This is a genomic window from Mycobacterium sp. (assembly GCF_035314665.1).
Lineage (GTDB): Bacteria > Actinomycetota > Actinomycetes > Mycobacteriales > Mycobacteriaceae > Mycobacterium.
In genome coordinates, this window is record NZ_DATFZD010000060.1 from 1 (window position 1) to 15,714 (window position 15,714).

The 15,714-nt window shown below is 66.7% G+C and carries 21 protein-coding genes; 8 read left to right on the top strand and 13 right to left on the bottom strand.

All coding sequences use genetic code 11. From position 1 onward, the window contains the following. Positions 1-1,532 (top strand): thioester reductase domain-containing protein (locus tag VKI00_RS04440; protein ID WP_324435734.1); only part of this gene is annotated, 1,532 nt, incomplete at its 5' end. Positions 1,533-1,602: 70 nt separating this feature from the next. Here the strand turns inward: VKI00_RS04440 and VKI00_RS04445 are convergent. The 6 genes from VKI00_RS04445 to VKI00_RS04470 all read right to left on the bottom strand — a co-directional run bounded on the left by VKI00_RS04445 (position 1,603) and on the right by VKI00_RS04470 (position 5,587). Then, positions 1,603-2,241 (bottom strand): hypothetical protein, encoded by a 639-nt coding sequence (locus VKI00_RS04445; RefSeq protein ID WP_324435736.1) that lies wholly within the window; start codon positions 2,239-2,241, stop codon positions 1,603-1,605. 159 nt (positions 2,242-2,400) lie between these two features. Then, entirely contained in the window at positions 2,401-2,790 is a 390-nt protein-coding gene (locus tag VKI00_RS04450; RefSeq protein ID WP_324435738.1) for a DUF1304 domain-containing protein, read from the bottom strand. A gap of 9 nt (positions 2,791-2,799) precedes the next feature. Further along, positions 2,800-3,861, bottom strand: coding sequence for a Holliday junction branch migration DNA helicase RuvB (gene ruvB / locus VKI00_RS04455; protein ID WP_324435740.1), 1,062 nt, complete (start codon positions 3,859-3,861; stop codon positions 2,800-2,802). Then, complete coding sequence (gene ruvA / locus VKI00_RS04460) at positions 3,858-4,448, bottom strand: Holliday junction branch migration protein RuvA (protein WP_324435742.1); 591 nt, start codon at positions 4,446-4,448, stop codon at positions 3,858-3,860. The genes ruvB and ruvA overlap by 4 nt, the downstream gene beginning before the upstream one ends. After that, a complete protein-coding gene (gene ruvC, locus VKI00_RS04465) occupies positions 4,445-4,999 on the bottom strand; it encodes a crossover junction endodeoxyribonuclease RuvC (RefSeq protein WP_324435744.1) in 555 nt (184 codons plus the stop codon). Before ruvC ends, ruvA begins: the two co-directional genes overlap by 4 nt. 87 nt (positions 5,000-5,086) lie before the next feature. After that, a complete protein-coding gene (locus VKI00_RS04470; RefSeq protein WP_324435746.1) occupies positions 5,087-5,587 on the bottom strand; it encodes a hypothetical protein in 501 nt (166 codons plus the stop codon). Between the two features lie 149 nt (positions 5,588-5,736). Between VKI00_RS04470 and VKI00_RS04475 the strand changes: the two genes are divergently transcribed. The 6 genes from VKI00_RS04475 to VKI00_RS04500 are packed head-to-tail and all read left to right on the top strand — an operon-like array spanning position 5,737 to position 9,580. After that, positions 5,737-5,982, top strand: a complete 246-nt coding sequence (locus VKI00_RS04475; RefSeq protein ID WP_324435747.1) for a hypothetical protein — start codon at positions 5,737-5,739, stop codon at positions 5,980-5,982. Positions 5,983-6,016: 34 nt separating this feature from the next. Continuing rightward, entirely contained in the window at positions 6,017-6,622 is a 606-nt protein-coding gene (locus tag VKI00_RS04480) for a DUF4178 domain-containing protein (RefSeq protein WP_324435748.1), read from the top strand. Positions 6,623-6,632: 10 nt separating this feature from the next. Then, entirely contained in the window at positions 6,633-7,127 is a 495-nt protein-coding gene (locus tag VKI00_RS04485; RefSeq protein WP_324435750.1) for a DUF2617 family protein, read from the top strand. Further along, positions 7,124-7,555: a DUF4247 domain-containing protein gene (locus tag VKI00_RS04490; RefSeq protein WP_324435752.1), complete on the top strand. Its 432-nt coding sequence runs from the start codon at positions 7,124-7,126 to the stop codon at positions 7,553-7,555. The genes VKI00_RS04485 and VKI00_RS04490 overlap by 4 nt, the downstream gene beginning before the upstream one ends. Before the next feature lie 34 nt (positions 7,556-7,589). Next, positions 7,590-8,045, top strand: a complete 456-nt coding sequence (locus VKI00_RS04495; RefSeq protein WP_324435754.1) for a DUF350 domain-containing protein — start codon at positions 7,590-7,592, stop codon at positions 8,043-8,045. After that, positions 8,042-9,580 (top strand): polyamine aminopropyltransferase, encoded by a 1,539-nt coding sequence (locus VKI00_RS04500; protein WP_324435755.1) that lies wholly within the window; start codon positions 8,042-8,044, stop codon positions 9,578-9,580. Before VKI00_RS04495 ends, VKI00_RS04500 begins: the two co-directional genes overlap by 4 nt. 6 nt (positions 9,581-9,586) lie before the next feature. On the opposite strand, the gene purU is transcribed toward VKI00_RS04500, so the two are convergent. The 4 genes from purU to VKI00_RS04520 form a co-directional block, all read right to left on the bottom strand. Beyond that, a complete protein-coding gene (gene purU / locus VKI00_RS04505; protein WP_324435757.1) occupies positions 9,587-10,465 on the bottom strand; it encodes a formyltetrahydrofolate deformylase in 879 nt (292 codons plus the stop codon). A gap of 43 nt (positions 10,466-10,508) precedes the next feature. Next, entirely contained in the window at positions 10,509-11,261 is a 753-nt protein-coding gene (locus tag VKI00_RS04510) for a YebC/PmpR family DNA-binding transcriptional regulator (RefSeq protein WP_324435759.1), read from the bottom strand. A 181-nt stretch (positions 11,262-11,442) separates the two neighbouring features. Then, positions 11,443-12,054, bottom strand: a complete 612-nt coding sequence (locus VKI00_RS04515) for a class I SAM-dependent methyltransferase (RefSeq protein WP_324435761.1) — start codon at positions 12,052-12,054, stop codon at positions 11,443-11,445. A gap of 7 nt (positions 12,055-12,061) precedes the next feature. After that, a complete protein-coding gene (locus VKI00_RS04520) occupies positions 12,062-12,340 on the bottom strand; it encodes a hypothetical protein (protein ID WP_324435763.1) in 279 nt (92 codons plus the stop codon). A 140-nt stretch (positions 12,341-12,480) separates the two neighbouring features. Between VKI00_RS04520 and VKI00_RS04525 the strand changes: the two genes are divergently transcribed. Beyond that, a complete protein-coding gene (locus VKI00_RS04525; protein ID WP_324435769.1) occupies positions 12,481-13,308 on the top strand; it encodes an oxygenase MpaB family protein in 828 nt (275 codons plus the stop codon). On the opposite strand, the gene pdxT is transcribed toward VKI00_RS04525, so the two are convergent. Genes pdxT through pdxS form a run of 3 tightly spaced genes read right to left on the bottom strand, consistent with a single transcriptional unit; the run spans position 13,292 to position 15,645 of the window. Continuing rightward, the gene (pdxT, locus tag VKI00_RS04530; RefSeq protein ID WP_324435765.1) at positions 13,292-13,888 is read right to left on the bottom strand and encodes a pyridoxal 5'-phosphate synthase glutaminase subunit PdxT; all 597 of its coding nucleotides are present in this window, start codon (positions 13,886-13,888) and stop codon (positions 13,292-13,294) included. The genes VKI00_RS04525 and pdxT overlap by 17 nt on opposite strands. Next, entirely contained in the window at positions 13,885-14,730 is an 846-nt protein-coding gene (tesB, locus tag VKI00_RS04535; RefSeq protein WP_324435767.1) for an acyl-CoA thioesterase II, read from the bottom strand. Before tesB ends, pdxT begins: the two co-directional genes overlap by 4 nt. A 9-nt stretch (positions 14,731-14,739) precedes the next feature. Next, complete coding sequence (pdxS, locus tag VKI00_RS04540; RefSeq protein WP_324435768.1) at positions 14,740-15,645, bottom strand: pyridoxal 5'-phosphate synthase lyase subunit PdxS; 906 nt, start codon at positions 15,643-15,645, stop codon at positions 14,740-14,742. Positions 15,646-15,714 lie beyond the last annotated feature (69 nt).

The window sequence follows — 15,714 nt, forward strand, 5'->3', positions numbered from 1 at the left end:
CGGCCGCCATGCTGGGCGGGGCGACCACCGAGCTGTCACCGGACGCACACTTCACCGACTTAGGCGGAGACTCGCTGTCCGCGTTGACATTCGGCAACCTGCTGCACGAGATCTTCGACATCGACGTGCCGGTGGGCGTCATCGTCAGCCCGGCCAACGACCTGGCGGCCATCGCCGACTACATCCAGGGCGAACGGCAGGGCACCAAGCGGCCCAGCTTCGCCTCGGTCCATGGTCGCGACGCGGTCGCGGTGCATGCGAGTGGCCTCACGCTGGACAAGTTCATCGATGCGCCGACGCTGGCTGCCGCGCCAACGCTGCCGCGGCCCAGCGCCGAGGTGCGCACCGTCCTGTTGACCGGCGCGACCGGCTTCCTGGGCCGCTACCTCGCCCTGGAATGGCTAGAGCGCATGCACCTGGTCGACGGCAAGGTGATCGCCCTGGTGCGCGCCAAGTCCGACAAGGACGCGCAGGCCCGTCTCGACAAGACCTTCGACAGCGGCGACCCGAAGCTGCTCGCGCACTACCGCGAACTGGCCGCCGACCACCTCGAGGTCGTCGCCGGCGACAAGGGCGAGGCCAACCTCGGCCTGGACCCGCAGACCTGGCAGCGGCTGGCCGACACCGTCGACCTGATCGTCGACTCCGCGGCGCTGGTCAACCACGTGCTGCCCTACAGCGAGCTGTTCGGCCCCAACGCGCTGGGCACCGCCGAGCTGATCAAGATCGCACTGACCACCAAGATCAAGCCCTACACCTACGTGTCAACGATCGGCGTGGGCGATCAGATCAAGCCGGGCACGTTCGTCGAGGACGCGGACATCCGTCAGATCAGCGCGACGCGGGCGATCAACGACGGGTACGCCAACGGCTACGGCAACAGCAAGTGGGCCGGCGAGGTGTTACTGCGCGAGGCCAACGACCTGTGCGGCCTGCCGGTAGCGGTGTTCCGCTGCGACATGATCCTGGCCGACACCACCTATGCGGGCCAGCTGAACCTGCCGGACATGTTCACCCGGCTGATGCTCAGCCTGGTCGCCACCGGTATCGCACCGGCCTCGTTCTACGAGCTGGACAGCGACGGCCACCGGCAGCGCGCGCACTATGACGGCCTTCCGGTCGAGTTCATCGCGCAGGCGATATCGGACCTCGGGGCCCAGGTGGTCGATGGTTTCCAGACCTACCACGTGATGAACCCCTACGACGACGGCATTGGCCTTGACGAGTACGTCGACTGGCTGATCGACGCCGGCTACTCGGTCCAGCGGGTCGGCGACTACGCCAGCTGGTTGGAGCGGTTCGAGACCACGCTGCGCGCCCTGCCCGAGCGGCAGCGCCAGTATTCGCTACTGCCGCTGCTGCACAACTACCAGCGGCCTTCGGTGCCGATCAATGGGTCGATGGCTCCGACGGACCGGTTCCGTGCGGCGGTGCAGGAAGCGAAGATCGGGCCGGACAAGGACATCCCGCACGTCTCGGCGCCGGTCATCATCAAGTACATCACCGACCTGCAGCTGCTCGGGCTGCTGTAATCGCCGGCTACCGCTGAGGCCGATCGCCGCCCATTCCGGCGGCGATCGGCCTCATAGTGTCAAGACCAGATCAATTGCCCGCTACGCTGGCCCGCCCCCGGCAGAAGAATCCACCCTTGCTCTCGCGCCGGTGCCGTTGTGGCTCGGCGGAGCTGAGCACCTCGATCGGAGCAGCCGGTGCCGCGAAAGCACCGGATGCGTCTGCCGCCTCCTCGGCTTCCAGCGCGTATTCCAGGTCACGCGCAGTCCGCACCGACACCCGCGCCAGGACCGCTCCACCCAGGAAGACGATCAATGCGCCGAGCCCGGAGAAGTAGGCGATCTCGAGCACTGCCCGCTTGGCGTCCGTCCAGGCGATCGGGTGACCAATATCCCCGATCCGCAAAAGCGGCGTCAGCGTGCGGCCGACCACGAACCAGGCGCCGCCGATGACGGCCAACCAGCCGCCGAACATTGCGGTGGCGCGGTTCCCTGAAATCAGCAGCAAGAAGCCGCCGATAGCGGTGGTGATTCCGGGGAATACCTCCAGCCACCCGCGTGCCGTGCTCCACGCCCAGGCCTGATCGGGGGTGTAGGCGAAATGGAAGTAGGGCCCGATGAAGGGGATCACTGCTCCCCATACACCAAGAATTATCAGCAGCAGTCCGCTTACCGCACCACGGCTGCGCGGCATGTGCAGGCTGCCGAAACCTGACCGCGAGTCATTCATTACAAGTCTCCTCAACAAGTGGACGTCAATGCTGTCGAGCGCGTGCGGGGTACCCGCGGCGCGGCCGATGAAACCGGATCCACCGATATGTTCAGGCGGCTCTCAGAACGCGACGATGTGCCTGTTCAGGACGTTGGCCGTTACTCAGGATTCGGGCCGTCACTGCGTGACGAGGCCGATCACCAACAGGACGACCGCGATCGCCGGAAAGAGGCCCTGGGTCAGCGCTGCCCGCGCCTTGTCGGGTGCCGACGCCAGTAGTACAACCGCCGCGGCGGCCATGGATCCGACACCGGCGAAGATCAGCGCCGCGCCAATGCCTTTGTTTCCCAACGCAATCGCAGCGATACCGACCCCGGTGACGATCGCCAGGAAAAGGTTGTAGAAGCCCTGATTGAACGCGAGCAGCTTGGTGGTCTCGGCTTCCTCGGCCGTCGTTCCGAACGTGGCGCGGGTGCGCGGACTGGTCCAGGTCAGCGATTCCATCGTGAAGATGTAGACGTGCAGCAGCGCGGCCAGTGCGGCGAATACCAACGCGGCGGTGATCATTGCGTCCTCCTACTCGAAAAGTCCGGGTTGGCCAAGCCCACTGGCCCGCGGGGGTGGGGTCATCCCCAGGTGCGTCCAGGCCTGCGGGGTGGCGACCCGGCCGCGCGGCGTGCGCGCGATCATGCCGGCCCGCACCAGAAACGGCTCGCAGACCTCCTCGACTGTGGTGGCCTCCTCCCCGACCGCGACCGCGAGCGTCGACACGCCGACCGGGCCGCCGCCGAAGCTGCGGGTCAGCGCCGACAGCACAGCCCGGTCCAGCCGATCCAAGCCGAGCTCGTCAACGTCGTAGACCTCGAGCGCGGATTTGGCGACATCGCGGGTGATGACGCCGTCGGCGCGCACCTCGGCGAAGTCCCGAACCCGGCGCAGCAAGCGGTTGGCGATGCGTGGGGTGCCCCGCGAGCGGCGGGCGATCTCAGCGCCCGCCTCGGCACCCAGTTCGATGCCCAGAATTCCGGCAGAGCGTGCCAGCACCCGCTCCAGCTCGGCGGGCTCGTAGAAGTCCATATGCGCGGTGAACCCGAACCGGTCGCGCAGCGGGCCGGTCAACGCGCCGGACCGGGTGGTCGCGCCGACCAAGGTGAACGGCGCCACCTCCAACGGAATCGACGTCGCCCCAGGGCCTTTCCCGACGACAACGTCGACCCGGAAGTCCTCCATCGCCAGATACAGCATCTCCTCGGCGGGCCGGGCGATGCGGTGGATCTCGTCGATGAACAGCACGTCATGCTCGACGAGGTTGGACAGCATCGCCGCCAGATCGCCGGCGCGTTCCAACGCCGGCCCGGACGTCACCCGCAACGACGAGCCGAGTTCAGCGGCGATGATCATCGCCAGCGACGTCTTGCCCAGCCCTGGCGGGCCGGACAACAAGATGTGATCCGGTGTGCTGCCGCGGTTTTTGGCGCCCTCGATGACCAGTTGCAGCTGTTCGCGCACCCGCGGCTGGCCGATGAACTCCCGCAGCGAACGCGGCCGCAGGCTCGCGTCGATGTCGCCCTCGCCGACGGTCAGTGCGGCAGTGACCTCACGGTCCTCGGCGTCCTCGTCGTCGTCGAAGCGCCTCACTTCTTACCCAACATCGACAACGCTGCCCGCAGCGCGCTTGAGGTGGTTGCCTCGGGCTCGTTGGCCATCACCTTGTCGATGGCCTCCTCGGCCTGCTTGGCCGCAAAGCCAAGTCCCACAAGGGCTTCCACTACGGGGCCCCGGATACTGTGGCCGTTGACCGACGTCGCTGCGACGCTGGTGCCCACCGGGCCGATCTTGTCGCGCAACTCGAGCACCAGCCGCTCGGCACCACGTTTGCCGATGCCCGGCACCCGGGTTAGCGCCGTGACGTCGCCGTCGGCGAGCGCTTGCCGCAGCGCGTGCGCGTCGTAGACCGCGAGTGTGGCCAATGCGATTTTGGGCCCGACGCCGGAGACGCCCAGCAGCGTCAGGAACAGGTCGCGGGCGTCGCCGTCGGGGAAACCGTAGAGCGTCATGGAGTCTTCGCGGACGATCATCGCCGTGATGAGCCGGGTTTCCTCGCCCCGACGAAGCGTCGCAAGCGTCGACGGGGTTGCCATCAGCTTGTAACCCACACCGGCCGCCTCGATGACGACGTGGTCGAGAGCGACGTCGAGCACTTCTCCACGCACCGAGGCGATCATCTCGCAGCCTTCACTTTCGCGGCGAACTTCTTGCGCTGCTCGGCGGCCTTCGCCTCGAATTCGGCCATCCGGGCGATCATCGGCGCCCGCCAACAGTGACAGATCGCCAACGCCAACGCGTCGGCGGCGTCAGCGGGTGTCGGTTTCGCTTGCAGCCCAAGGATTCTGGTGACCATCGCGGTGACTTGCGCCTTGCCGGCACCGCCGTTGCCGGTGACCGCGGCCTTGACCTCGCTGGGGGTGTGGAAGTGCACGTCGATGTCGCGCTTGGCCGCCGCCAGCGCGATCACCCCGCCGGCCTGCGCGGTGCCCATCACCGTCGAGACGTTCTGCTGGGAGAAAACCCGCTCGATGGCGATGACGTCGGGATGATGTGTGTCCAGCCAGTGCTCGACGGCGTCGCTGATCATGAGCAATCGCATGGGCAGCGGCTCGTCGGCCGGGGTCCGCACCACGTCGACGTCCAGCGCGAAGATCTGGCGACCGCCGCGGTTCTCCACCACCGACAGCCCGCAGCGGGTCAGGCCCGGATCGACGCCCATCACCCGCACTTCAAGCTCCCTCGATGCCGAACGGTTGTTCGATACCTTAATGGGCCAGACCGACGTCGGCGGGTAGACACGCGGTCCCTTGCAAGATCATGGCTCGGCGGGCGGTTGGGTGCCAAACATGATCAGCGACGCATCCGGGCGTTCCTCCAGAGCTCGGTGCAGTGGCAAGAGGCTGACCTCCTGACCATCTGAAGACACCAGCAGAACTGCGCCATCCCGATAGCGAGAGAGAGCATCGCGAAGTTGGACCAACCCGATTGGGTTGGAGAACTCTCGGTCGGTGCTGTAGTCGGCCGCCGTGAACGGCATGCGGAGGGTACCGGGCAGCGGTTCTAGCCACCCGAATTCGACCAGCAGGCTGACCCACCCGTTGTCTCCCAGCTGGTAGTGCTGAGCCACCTGGCGCAGGTCCTCCGAGTTGGGAAAGTCGTCGGCGAAGCCGCGACCGCTACCGCTGGGCTCGCCGTAGTAGCTGGCCCGGGTCAGGCCACACGCCGTGCGGACTTGCTCGATGGTGATGTCGGCGCCGACAATCTCGGCCTGCAAGAACGCTTTGAGCGGCCTACCACGCCTGTCTGTTCGGGTCATATATGCCGACTGTATTTACGCCCACTGTTTTGCGCTCTGGCGACCAGTCATTTTGTCCGAATTTCCGGAATATTTATTCGGATTCTCCGGCGATAACGCGACTGTTCCCAGAGGCGAAAGTCATTGCCTGCGTGCGTGAATTGCCGTAGGTGATCGACAGCATCGAACGGTTGATCCAGCGCAACGTCTTTAGCCCGTCGTCGATCTTCAACTACAGCGCCGGCGGCACCGTCTATACCCGCGCCAACGGCGTCGCCGGGCAGGATGGCTTGGTCGGTGTCCCCTACGGCGCGACCCGGAGAAGATTCCCGAGGGGCTGCGGGTCGTCTGAGGTCGAGACAGCTGTACTACCTGCCAGAACCAGCAAAAGCTGTTACCTTGAACCGCACTATTGATCAAACCGCGGTGGGTCATGCGGAAAGGTTGCGCATGGGGACAGCACTGCTCGTCCTCGCCGCGGTGCTATTCATCGCGGCGGTCGTCGTTTTCGTCGCCGCGCTGCGCCGCCCTAAAGAACCGCGCGGCGCCCGCCAGGATCCACTCGCATTCACCTCCGCGGCGCCGCAGTTCGGGCCGCGGCAGCTCGGCCCCGGTGCGATCGTCAGTCACGGCGGCATCGACTACGTGGTCCGCGGCTCGGTGACGTACCGCGAGGGTCCGTTCGTGTGGTGGGAACACTTGCTCGAAGGCGGTGACCAGCCAATCTGGTTCAGCGTCGAAGACGATGACGGCCGGCTCAAGCTCGCGATGTGGGTCAGCCGCAAAGACCTTCAGCTGCAACCCGGCGGCGAGCACGTGGTCGACGGTGTGACCTACCGGGAGGCCGAGCGCGGCCACGCCGGATACACCACCGAGGGCACGACCGGCCTGCCGGCGGCCGGCGACATGGACTTCGTCGACTACGCCAACGCCGACGAGACCGCACTGCTCTCCTTCGAGCGCTGGGCGCCCGACATGCCGTGGGAGGTTTCCACCGGCCACTACGTGGTGACCGGCGAACTCACCGTCTACCCTGCGCCACCGGCTAGCGCGTAGGCGCACGTCTGTGCCGCTTCATCAGCTGGCCGTATCCCAGGCCGACGTCAGCGGAGCCGGGCTTGGACTGGCACTCAACGCGCCCACCCCTGCGCCGCTGGCCACCGACCGACTGCACCACCCCGACGGCGGCGCACTGGTGCTCGGCGTCCTCGGCGCATCGCACGTCATCACCGTCGAGCACGCCAAAGGCAGCTTCTCCGAACAGGTCTCGTGCAACCTCGGCGGCGAGCTGCCCGAGCACACCGATGCACCCGGCTATCGCCTCGAATCCCGCACCGACGTCCAAGACGAGCCGACCTTCCGCCGAGTGGCGCAACGCCTGCGCGAACGTTGCGCGCGTGAAACCGGTTGGCTTGGCGGCACTTTCCCCGGCGATGACGCCGCGCTGACCGCTCTCGCCGCCGAACCCGACGGCGCGGGCTGGCGCTGGCAGACCTGGCACCTCTACCCGGCCGCGTCCGGCGGCACCGTCGTCTACACCGCCAGCCGGTGGCACCCGTGAGCCGCAACCGTCTTTTCGTGATTGCCCTGGTGCTGGCCATCACGTCTTTTACCACCCTGATATTCGGAATATCGTTGCAAAGCAAGGATATTCGCTCGTATATCGCGTCCCACTACCGCGAATACTCCCGCGACGCAAACGGAACACGTTATCTCTGCGACGGATCGCCCGCAAAGGTGGCCAACACCCTCGCCGGCTATCAGAGCCCGGCAGCGCGTGCCTCCAGCGCGGGCACCCAGTATCTCCGTTACAACGACGCAATCGTGTCGGTCGGCCCGGACGGCAAGCATCCGTGCAGCGTCCGAGTCGAGGACTTGGCCGCTGGATACAGCCACGGCGCCTTCATCTTTCTCGGTCCCGGCTTTTATCCAGGATCTCCCTCGAGCGGCGCCGGAGGCAGCTCCGGCGGCCCGGGCGGGACCAAATGACCCCTAAGCGGAGACCCATACAAAGGAGATAATCATGTACCTGGCGCTCGAATTGGGAAACATCGACCTCAATCCAGTCGTCAAAGGCCTTGTCGCGACCATCTTGTACTTCGTGGTCGGCATGGCCGTGCTGGTTCTCGGGTTCATCATGGTCGACGTGCTCACCCCGGGGCAGCTGCGGCAGATGGTGTTCGTCGATCGCCGCCCGAACGCCGTCGTGCTGGCGTGCGCGATGTACATCGCGCTGGCCACCGTCATCATCACCGCGATCGCCAACAGCTATAGCCAGCTCGGTCAGGGGCTGGTGGGCGTCGCGGTGTACGGGCTCATCGGCGTTGTCCTGCAAGGGATCGCGCTGCTGACTCTTCACTTCGTCATACCCGGTAACTTCCATGAGCACGTCGACGAGCCGGAGCTGCATCCGGCGGCGTTCGCCACGGCGGTGATGCTGCTAGCCGTGGGAGGGGTGACCGCCGCCGCAGTCTCATGACGTCGTTGACGGAGTCTTCTGTTCGCTGGCGTGCGGTGCTGCTGGCCGCGGTCGCAGCATGCGCGGCGTGCGGCATCATCTACGAGCTTGCGCTGCTGACGTTGTCGGCGAGCCTGAACGGCGGCGGCATCGTCGCCACCTCGCTGATCGTCGCCGGTTACATCGCCGCGCTGGGCGCCGGCGCTCTGTTGGTCAAGCCGCTATTAGCCCGGGCTGCAATCACTTTCGTCGCCGTCGAGGCACTGCTGGGCATCGTCGGCGGTTTATCTGCGGCGGCGCTGTACGTGATGTTCTCGTTCATCGGCGGATCCTTGTTGGTGCTCGCGGTGGGTACCGCGCTGATCGGCGGCCTGGTCGGCGCCGAGGTTCCGTTGCTGATGACACTGCTGCAGCGCGGGCGCACGGCTGAGGCGACTGACACCGGACGGACGCTGGCCAACCTCACCGCCGCCGACTACCTGGGCGCGTTGATCGGCGGGTTGGTTTGGCCGTTCCTGCTGCTGCCGCAGCTGGGGATGATCCGCGGCGCGGCCGCCACCGGCATCATCAACCTGCTCGCCGCGGCGATCGTCGCGATTTTCCTGCTGCGACAAGTGGTTAGCGTCCGGCAGCTGATCACGGCGGTGGGCGCGCTGGCCGCAGCGCTGGCGGGCCTGGCCACGCTGTTGGTGCGCGCCGAGGACATCGAGGCCACCAGCCGCCAGCGGCTGTACGCCGACCCGATCATCGCCTACCGCCATTCGGCCTATCAGGAGATCGTGGTGACCCGTCGTGGCAACGACACGCGCCTCTACCTCGACGGCGGTTTGCAGTTCTCCTCCCGCGACGAGTACCGCTACACCGAAAGCCTGGTCTATCCAGCGCTCGGCGCGGGAGCTCGCTCGGTGCTCGTGCTGGGCGGCGGCGACGGCCTGGCCGCCCGCGAACTGCTGCGCCAGCCCGGCGTCGACAAGATCGTGCAGGTGGAGCTCGACCCTGCGGTCGTCGAATTGGCCCGCACCACAATGCGTTCCGCGAACGGCGGCTCGCTGGACAATCCGCGCGTCGACGTCGTCACCGACGACGCGATGACCTGGCTGCGCGGCCCCCACGGCGGATCGTTCGACGCGGTGATCGTCGACCTTCCCGATCCGGACACGCCGGTGCTGGGCCGGCTGTATTCGACCGAGTTCTACGCGCTGGTTTCGCGTGCGCTCGCCCCCGGCGGGCTGATGGTGGTTCAGGCCGGCAGCCCGTATTCGACCCCAATTGCATTCTGGCGCACGGTTTCCACGATCGAGGCGGCCGGCTACGCCGTCACGCCCTACCACGTCTATGTCCCGACCTTCGGCGACTGGGGGTTCGCCCTGGCCCGCCGCGGCGACACGCCACCGCGACCCACGATACCGCCCAACGCGCCCTCGCTGCGGTTCCTCAGCCAGTCGGTGCTGGACGCCGCCACCGTCTTCCCCGCCGACGTGCGACCCCGCAACCTCGAGCCCTCGACTCTGGAACACCCGCGGGTCGTCGAGGACATGCGCCACGGCTACGACTAGGCGCTTTCAGAAGATGACGGTGCGGCTGCCATGTAGCAGCACCCGGTCCTCCAGGTGCCAGCGCAGTCCTCGTGCCAGCACGACCTTTTCGATGTCGCGGCCCTTGCGCACCATGTCGGCTATCGAGTCGCGGTGATCCACTCGGATCACGTCCTGCTCGATGATCGGACCGGCGTCCAACTCGGCGGTGACGTAGTGGCAGGTAGCGCCGACCAATTTGACACCCCGCGCGGACGCCTGGTGGTAAGGGCGGGCGCCGACGAAGGACGGCAGGAAGCTGTGGTGGATGTTCAGCGCCCTCCCCGCCCACGCTTCGCATAGCTCCGGCGGCAGCACCTGCATGAATCGCGCCAGCACCACCGCGTCCGGCCGCTCGGCGTCCACCAGCTGACCGAGCCGGTGGAACGCGTCGGCCTTGCCCTTGGCGTCGCCCGTCGGAAAAGGCACGTGGTGAAAGGGGATTCCGTGTGCGCGGGTTACGTCGGCCAGGTCGGTGTGGTTGCCTATCACCGCGCCGACGTCGACGTCCAGCTCGCCCGAGGCGACCCGTCCGAGCAGGTCGTATAAGCAGTGGCCTTCGCGGGATACCAGGATCACCACCCGGCGTCGCGCACCGGTGTCGCTGATCCGCCAATCGGCCTCGCCGCCGGGGCCGGCCAGGTCGGCGGCAACACCGGCGAACCGGGCCTGCAGTTCGATCACGTCGTAGGGCAGCGACTCGGCCAACACCTCCTGGCGGGTGAAGAACCACCCGGTTTCGCGGTCAGTGTGGTACGCCGCCTCCACGATCCACCCGCCGGCCGCGGCAAGGAACCCGGCGATCCCGGCGACGATGCCGGTGCGGTCGGGGCAGCCGAATGTGACGATGTAGCGGCGGTCCGCCATGCTGCAGCAGTCTTCCAGGCCGCGGTGGCGTCGACTGAAGCTACTACTCGTCGAGGGCGGCGAGCACCTCGTCGGACAGGTCGACGTTGGTGTAGACGTTCTGCACGTCGTCGCTCTCCTCCAGCGCGTCGACGAGCTTGAACACCTTGCGGGCACCGTCGACGTCTACCGGCACGCTCACTGAGGGCTGAAAACCGGCCTCGGCCGACTCGTAGTCAATCCCGGCGTCCTGCAACGCGGTTCGCACCGCCACCAGGTCGCCGGGCTCCGAGATCACCTCGAAGCTGTCGCCCAGGTCGCTGACATCCTCGGCGCCGGCGTCCAGCACCGCCGTCAGCACGTCGTCCTCGGTCAGGCCGTTCTTCTCCAGCGTCACCACGCCCTTGCGGGAGAACAGATAGGCGACCGACCCCGGATCGGCCATCGTGCCGCCGTTGCGGGTCATCGCCACCCGGACCTCACTGGCGGCGCGGTTGCGGTTGTCGGTGAGGCACTCGACCAACACCGCCACCCCGTTCGGCCCGTAGCCCTCGTAGGTGATCGTTTGCCAGTCGGCGCCGCCGGCTTCCTCACCGGCGCCGCGCTTTCGGGCGCGCTCGATGTTGTCGTTGGGCACCGAGGTCTTCTTCGCCTTCTGGATGGCGTCATACAGCGTCGGATTACCGCCAGGGTCACCGCCGCCGGTACGGGCGGCTACCTCGATGTTCTTGATCAGCCGGGCGAACTCCTTGCCACGGCGCGCGTCTTTGACGGCCTTCTGGTGCTTGGTGGTGGCCCACTTGGAATGGCCGCTCATCGTGCTACTACCTCTTCTGTCGCTCTCGAAAGTTCGCCTGACGAGTCTACGTTGACGCGGGACACCGGCTGCCCACCGCCGTCTCAGCTGTCCCGGGAGTCACACGAAATCGCTCAGCGGCGGGCAGAAGACGCCACCCCCGGCGCCTGGTGACTCCAGTGACGGATGGGGCGTGATAGCTCTAACGAGGTTTGATCCACCGCCACTGGGTCGACCACCATGGACCCGCGTCCGGCAGGTTGTCGGCAACGGCGGCAACCACCCCGGGCCACCATTCGGCGTGATAGTCGTCTCCCGACAACCAGCCTCCCGGCGTAACCTTCGGCGCCCACGCCTCCAGATCGGCGGCGACGCTGGCGTAATCGTGACGGGCGTCGATATACACCCAGGCCAGCGAGTCGTCGGCGAACAGCGCTGCGGCGTCGACGGAGTCGCTGATCACTAGTTGAATCGTGTCCGCCAAGCCGCACCCGATGATGTTTCGGTGCAACAGCCCCGCGAACGTTCCACCGCCATGGACGACGGCGGGCCCGTGCGCGTCGGTGTCGTCGCGGCCTTCCGGCCCGCTCCCGCGAGCGGTATCGACGCCGACGATCCGGACATCGAGACCGGCCTCGCGCACTACCTCACCCAACGAGCAGATGCTGCGCCCGAGGTAGCACCCCACCTCGACAAACCAACTGCCGTCCGGGAAGTGCGCCGCGGCTTCCTCTTGATGACGACGCCACTGAAACCAGCCCGGTATATCGCGCCGCGTGTGCACGGGTTTGTCGAACTTGGTGGTGGTATCCACGGTCCGGTCAGCCGTGCGGCGCCTCAGAGATCTTGCTGTCGGGTTTGCCGATCGTTTGGCAATAAAGGGACGCCGACGTCCGCGTCGCCGTGATCTCCAGGTTGCTGGGGTCAGCACCGCTCTTGTCTTTGAGCATCTTGCTGACTTCGCTGTCTTGCTTCTTCTCGTCCTGCGACGTGAAGTCCTTGCATTTGGTGTCGCCACCGGTGTTGAGGATCTGTGAGGCAGAGCAACCGCTGAGCAACAGCGCGGCGATCGCGATAGCCGCGGCAACAGTTCGCTTCATCGTTGACCTTTCTGAGCCGGAACGTTGGGTATCTGTTCACCGGAACGCCTCATTTCAAACCCTGCACTACGGTGGAATAGGTGAACCCGCAAAGCCCGCTGCATGCGGTCCGGGACGCGTTGGGCAGCAGCCTGTTCGAAATGATCGCCGGTCCGGACGGTCCGGCGCAGCGCGCTCGCATCCACCACACCCCCGGGCCCCGCTGGTTTGCCGACGGCCGCCCGATCCGCCGGGTGCACGCCGACGCCTCGATGTTCGTCGGCGGGTTGCGGGCATTGCTGCTGCAGTCGTTGCATCCGCTGGCCATGGCCGGCGTGGCCGAGCACTCCAATTACCGCGGCGACCCGTGGGGCCGGTTACAACGAACCAGCACCTTTTTGGCCGAAACCACGTTCGGCTCAGCGACCGACGCACAGCGCGCCGTCGATCGCGTCCGGGGAATTCACCGGCGGGTACGAGGCACCGCCCGCGACGGCAGGCCGTATGCGGCGACCGATCCGCATCTGCTGGAGTGGGTGCACATCGCCGAAGCCGACAGCTTCCTGCGCGCCCATCAACTCTACGGCGCGGCCCCGCTGGACCAGGATGGTCGCGATGGCTACGTCGACGACATGGCCGAGATCGCCGGCAAGCTCGGCGTGGTCAACCCGCCGCGCACCGAACGCGAATTGGCGCAACGGATTAACGCGTTCCGACCGGAATTGCGCAGCACGCCCGAGGCGCGTGATGCGGCCCGATTCCTTCTGCTGACGCCGCCGCTGTCGCTGGCGGCACGGGCGCCGTACGGCGCACTGGCCGCCACGGCGGTGGCGATGCTGCCCGCATGGGCGCGCATACCGCTGCTGCTGCCCTACTTTCCGCCGCTCGAGGTCACGGTGGTGCGCACCGTCGGACGCGCCTTGGTCGGCGGCATTCGTTGGGCGCTGCCCGCCACCGGCGGACAACGCGCCGTCACGCCGCCCCGTTGACGATGTCGACGAACAATCGGTGGATACGACGGTCGCCGGTCATCTCGGGGTGAAACGCCGTGGCAAGCACCCGGCCCTGCCGCACCGCGACGACATGCCCGGCCGCCCGGGCCAGGACCTGCACACCGTCACCGACCCGCTCCACCCACGGCGCGCGGATGAACACCGCGTGCACCGGATCGTCGAAGCCGCTGAACTCGACATCGCCTTCGAACGAGTCGACCTGACGTCCAAAAGCATTGCGCCGCACGGTGATATCGATGCCGCCCAGCGGAACGGCCTCGCGACCTTCGGCACCGGCGTCAAGAATCTCGTTGGCCAGCAGGATCATCCCCGCGCAGGCGCCATAAGCCGGAAACCCATCGGCAAGCCGCTTACGCAACGGCTCCAGCAGGTCGAGATCGCGCAGCAAATGACTCATCGTGGTGGACTCGCCACCCGGGATCACCAGCGCGTCAACGGCTTCGAGTTCTTCGCGACGTCGCACGGTCACGGCTGAGGTTCCCGCGTCGCGCAGCGCCGCCAGGTGTTCGCGGGTGTCGCCCTGCAGCGCCAACACCCCGACGCGGACAGCGCTCACTGCTCCGGCGACCGGTATCCGCGGGCGAAGCGGGTCAGGCCCTCCTGCATGACGGCGGCGACCATCTCGCCGTACTGGTTGAAGATCTTGCCCTGGCACAGCGCGCGACCGCCGCACGCCGACGGCGAAGACTGGTCGTAGAGCAACCACTCGTCGGCGCGGAACACCCGCATGAACCACATCGCGTGGTCCAGCGAGGCCACTTGCAGATGCGAGCGTTCAGCGAGGTGTGTCACCTGGGCCGACCCCAACAGGGTGAGGTCGCTCATGTAGGCCAGCGCGCAGATGTGCAACACCGGGTCGTCGGGCAGCGGATCGCGATGCCGAAACCACACCTGCTGTTGGGAGGCCTTGCCGGGTAGACGCTCGAGCTGGTCTTGCGGCACGATGCGGACGTCCCACTCCTCGAACTGCTTGAACCCGGCGTCGTCGAACACCTTCATCGACTTCAGTCCCGGCAGATCGTCCGGGGGCGGCGCCGATGGCATCGCGTCCTGGTGGTGGATGCCGTCCTGATCGGTCTGGAAAGACGCCGACATGGAAAAGATCGTCTGGCCGTGCTGAATGGCGTTGACCCGCCTGGTGCAGAACGAGCCGCCGTCGCGCAACCGCTCGACGATAAAGACGGTGGGCGCCTTGGCATCTCCCGGCCGGATGAAGTACCCGTGCAGCGAGTGCACCAAGTGGCCGGGTTCGACGGTGCGCACGGCCGACACCAGCGACTGACCGGCCACATGACCGCCGAAGGTGCGCTGAAAATAACCCGATTCCGGGCTGAATACGCTACCGCGGTAGATGTTGACCTCGAGTTGCTCGAGATCAAGGATCTTCTCGATCGACACGAGTTGTTCTTACCAGCCGCGTTCGGCCAGGCGATGCGGCGTGGCGATCTCCTCCACGTTAATGCCGACCATCGGCTCGCCGAGCCCCCGTGACACCCGGGCCAGCACATCGGGGTCGTCATGGAAAGTGGTGGCCTTGACGATCGCCGCGGCGCGTTGCGCCGGGTCCCCGGACTTGAAGATGCCCGAACCCACGAAAACTCCTTCGGCGCCGAGCTGCATCATCATCGCCGCGTCGGCCGGGGTGGCGATGCCACCGGCGGTGAACAGCGTGACCGGTAGCTTGCCGGCCCGCGCCACCTCCACCACAAGGTCGTAGGGCGCCGCGAGTTCCTTTGCCGCAACGTACAACTCGTCGTCGGACAACGACGTCAGCCGGCGGATCTCGCCGCCGATGGCCCGCATGTGCGTGGTCGCGTTGGAGACGTCACCGGTGCCCGCTTCGCCCTTCGAACGGATCATCGCCGCGCCCTCGCCGATGCGCCGCAGCGCCTCACCGAGATTGGTGGCGCCACAGACAAACGGCACGGTGAACTTCGACTTGTCGATGTGGTGGGTGTAGTCAGCCGGGGTGAGCACCTCGGATTCGTCGATGTAGTCCACACCCAGGCTCTGCAGGATCTGCGCCTCGACGAAGTGCCCGATGCGGGCCTTGGCCATCACCGGGATGGTGACCGCGGAGATGATGCCCTCGACCATGTCGGGGTCGCTCATCCGCGACACCCCACCCTGAGCGCGGATGTCGGCGGGCACCCGTTCCAGCGCCATCACCGCGACGGCGCCGGCGCCCTCGGCGATGCGCGCCTGCTCAGGGGTGACGACGTCCATGATGACGCCGCCCTTGAGCATCTCGGCCATGCCGCGCTTGACGCGCGCGGTGCCGGTCTGGCCGGAAGCCTGCCTTGCGGTGTCCACGACTCTCCTTCGCTGCATTGATGCCGCAACCAGTCTAGTGGTGGCCGACGACCGTGATTTTCGTGGAAA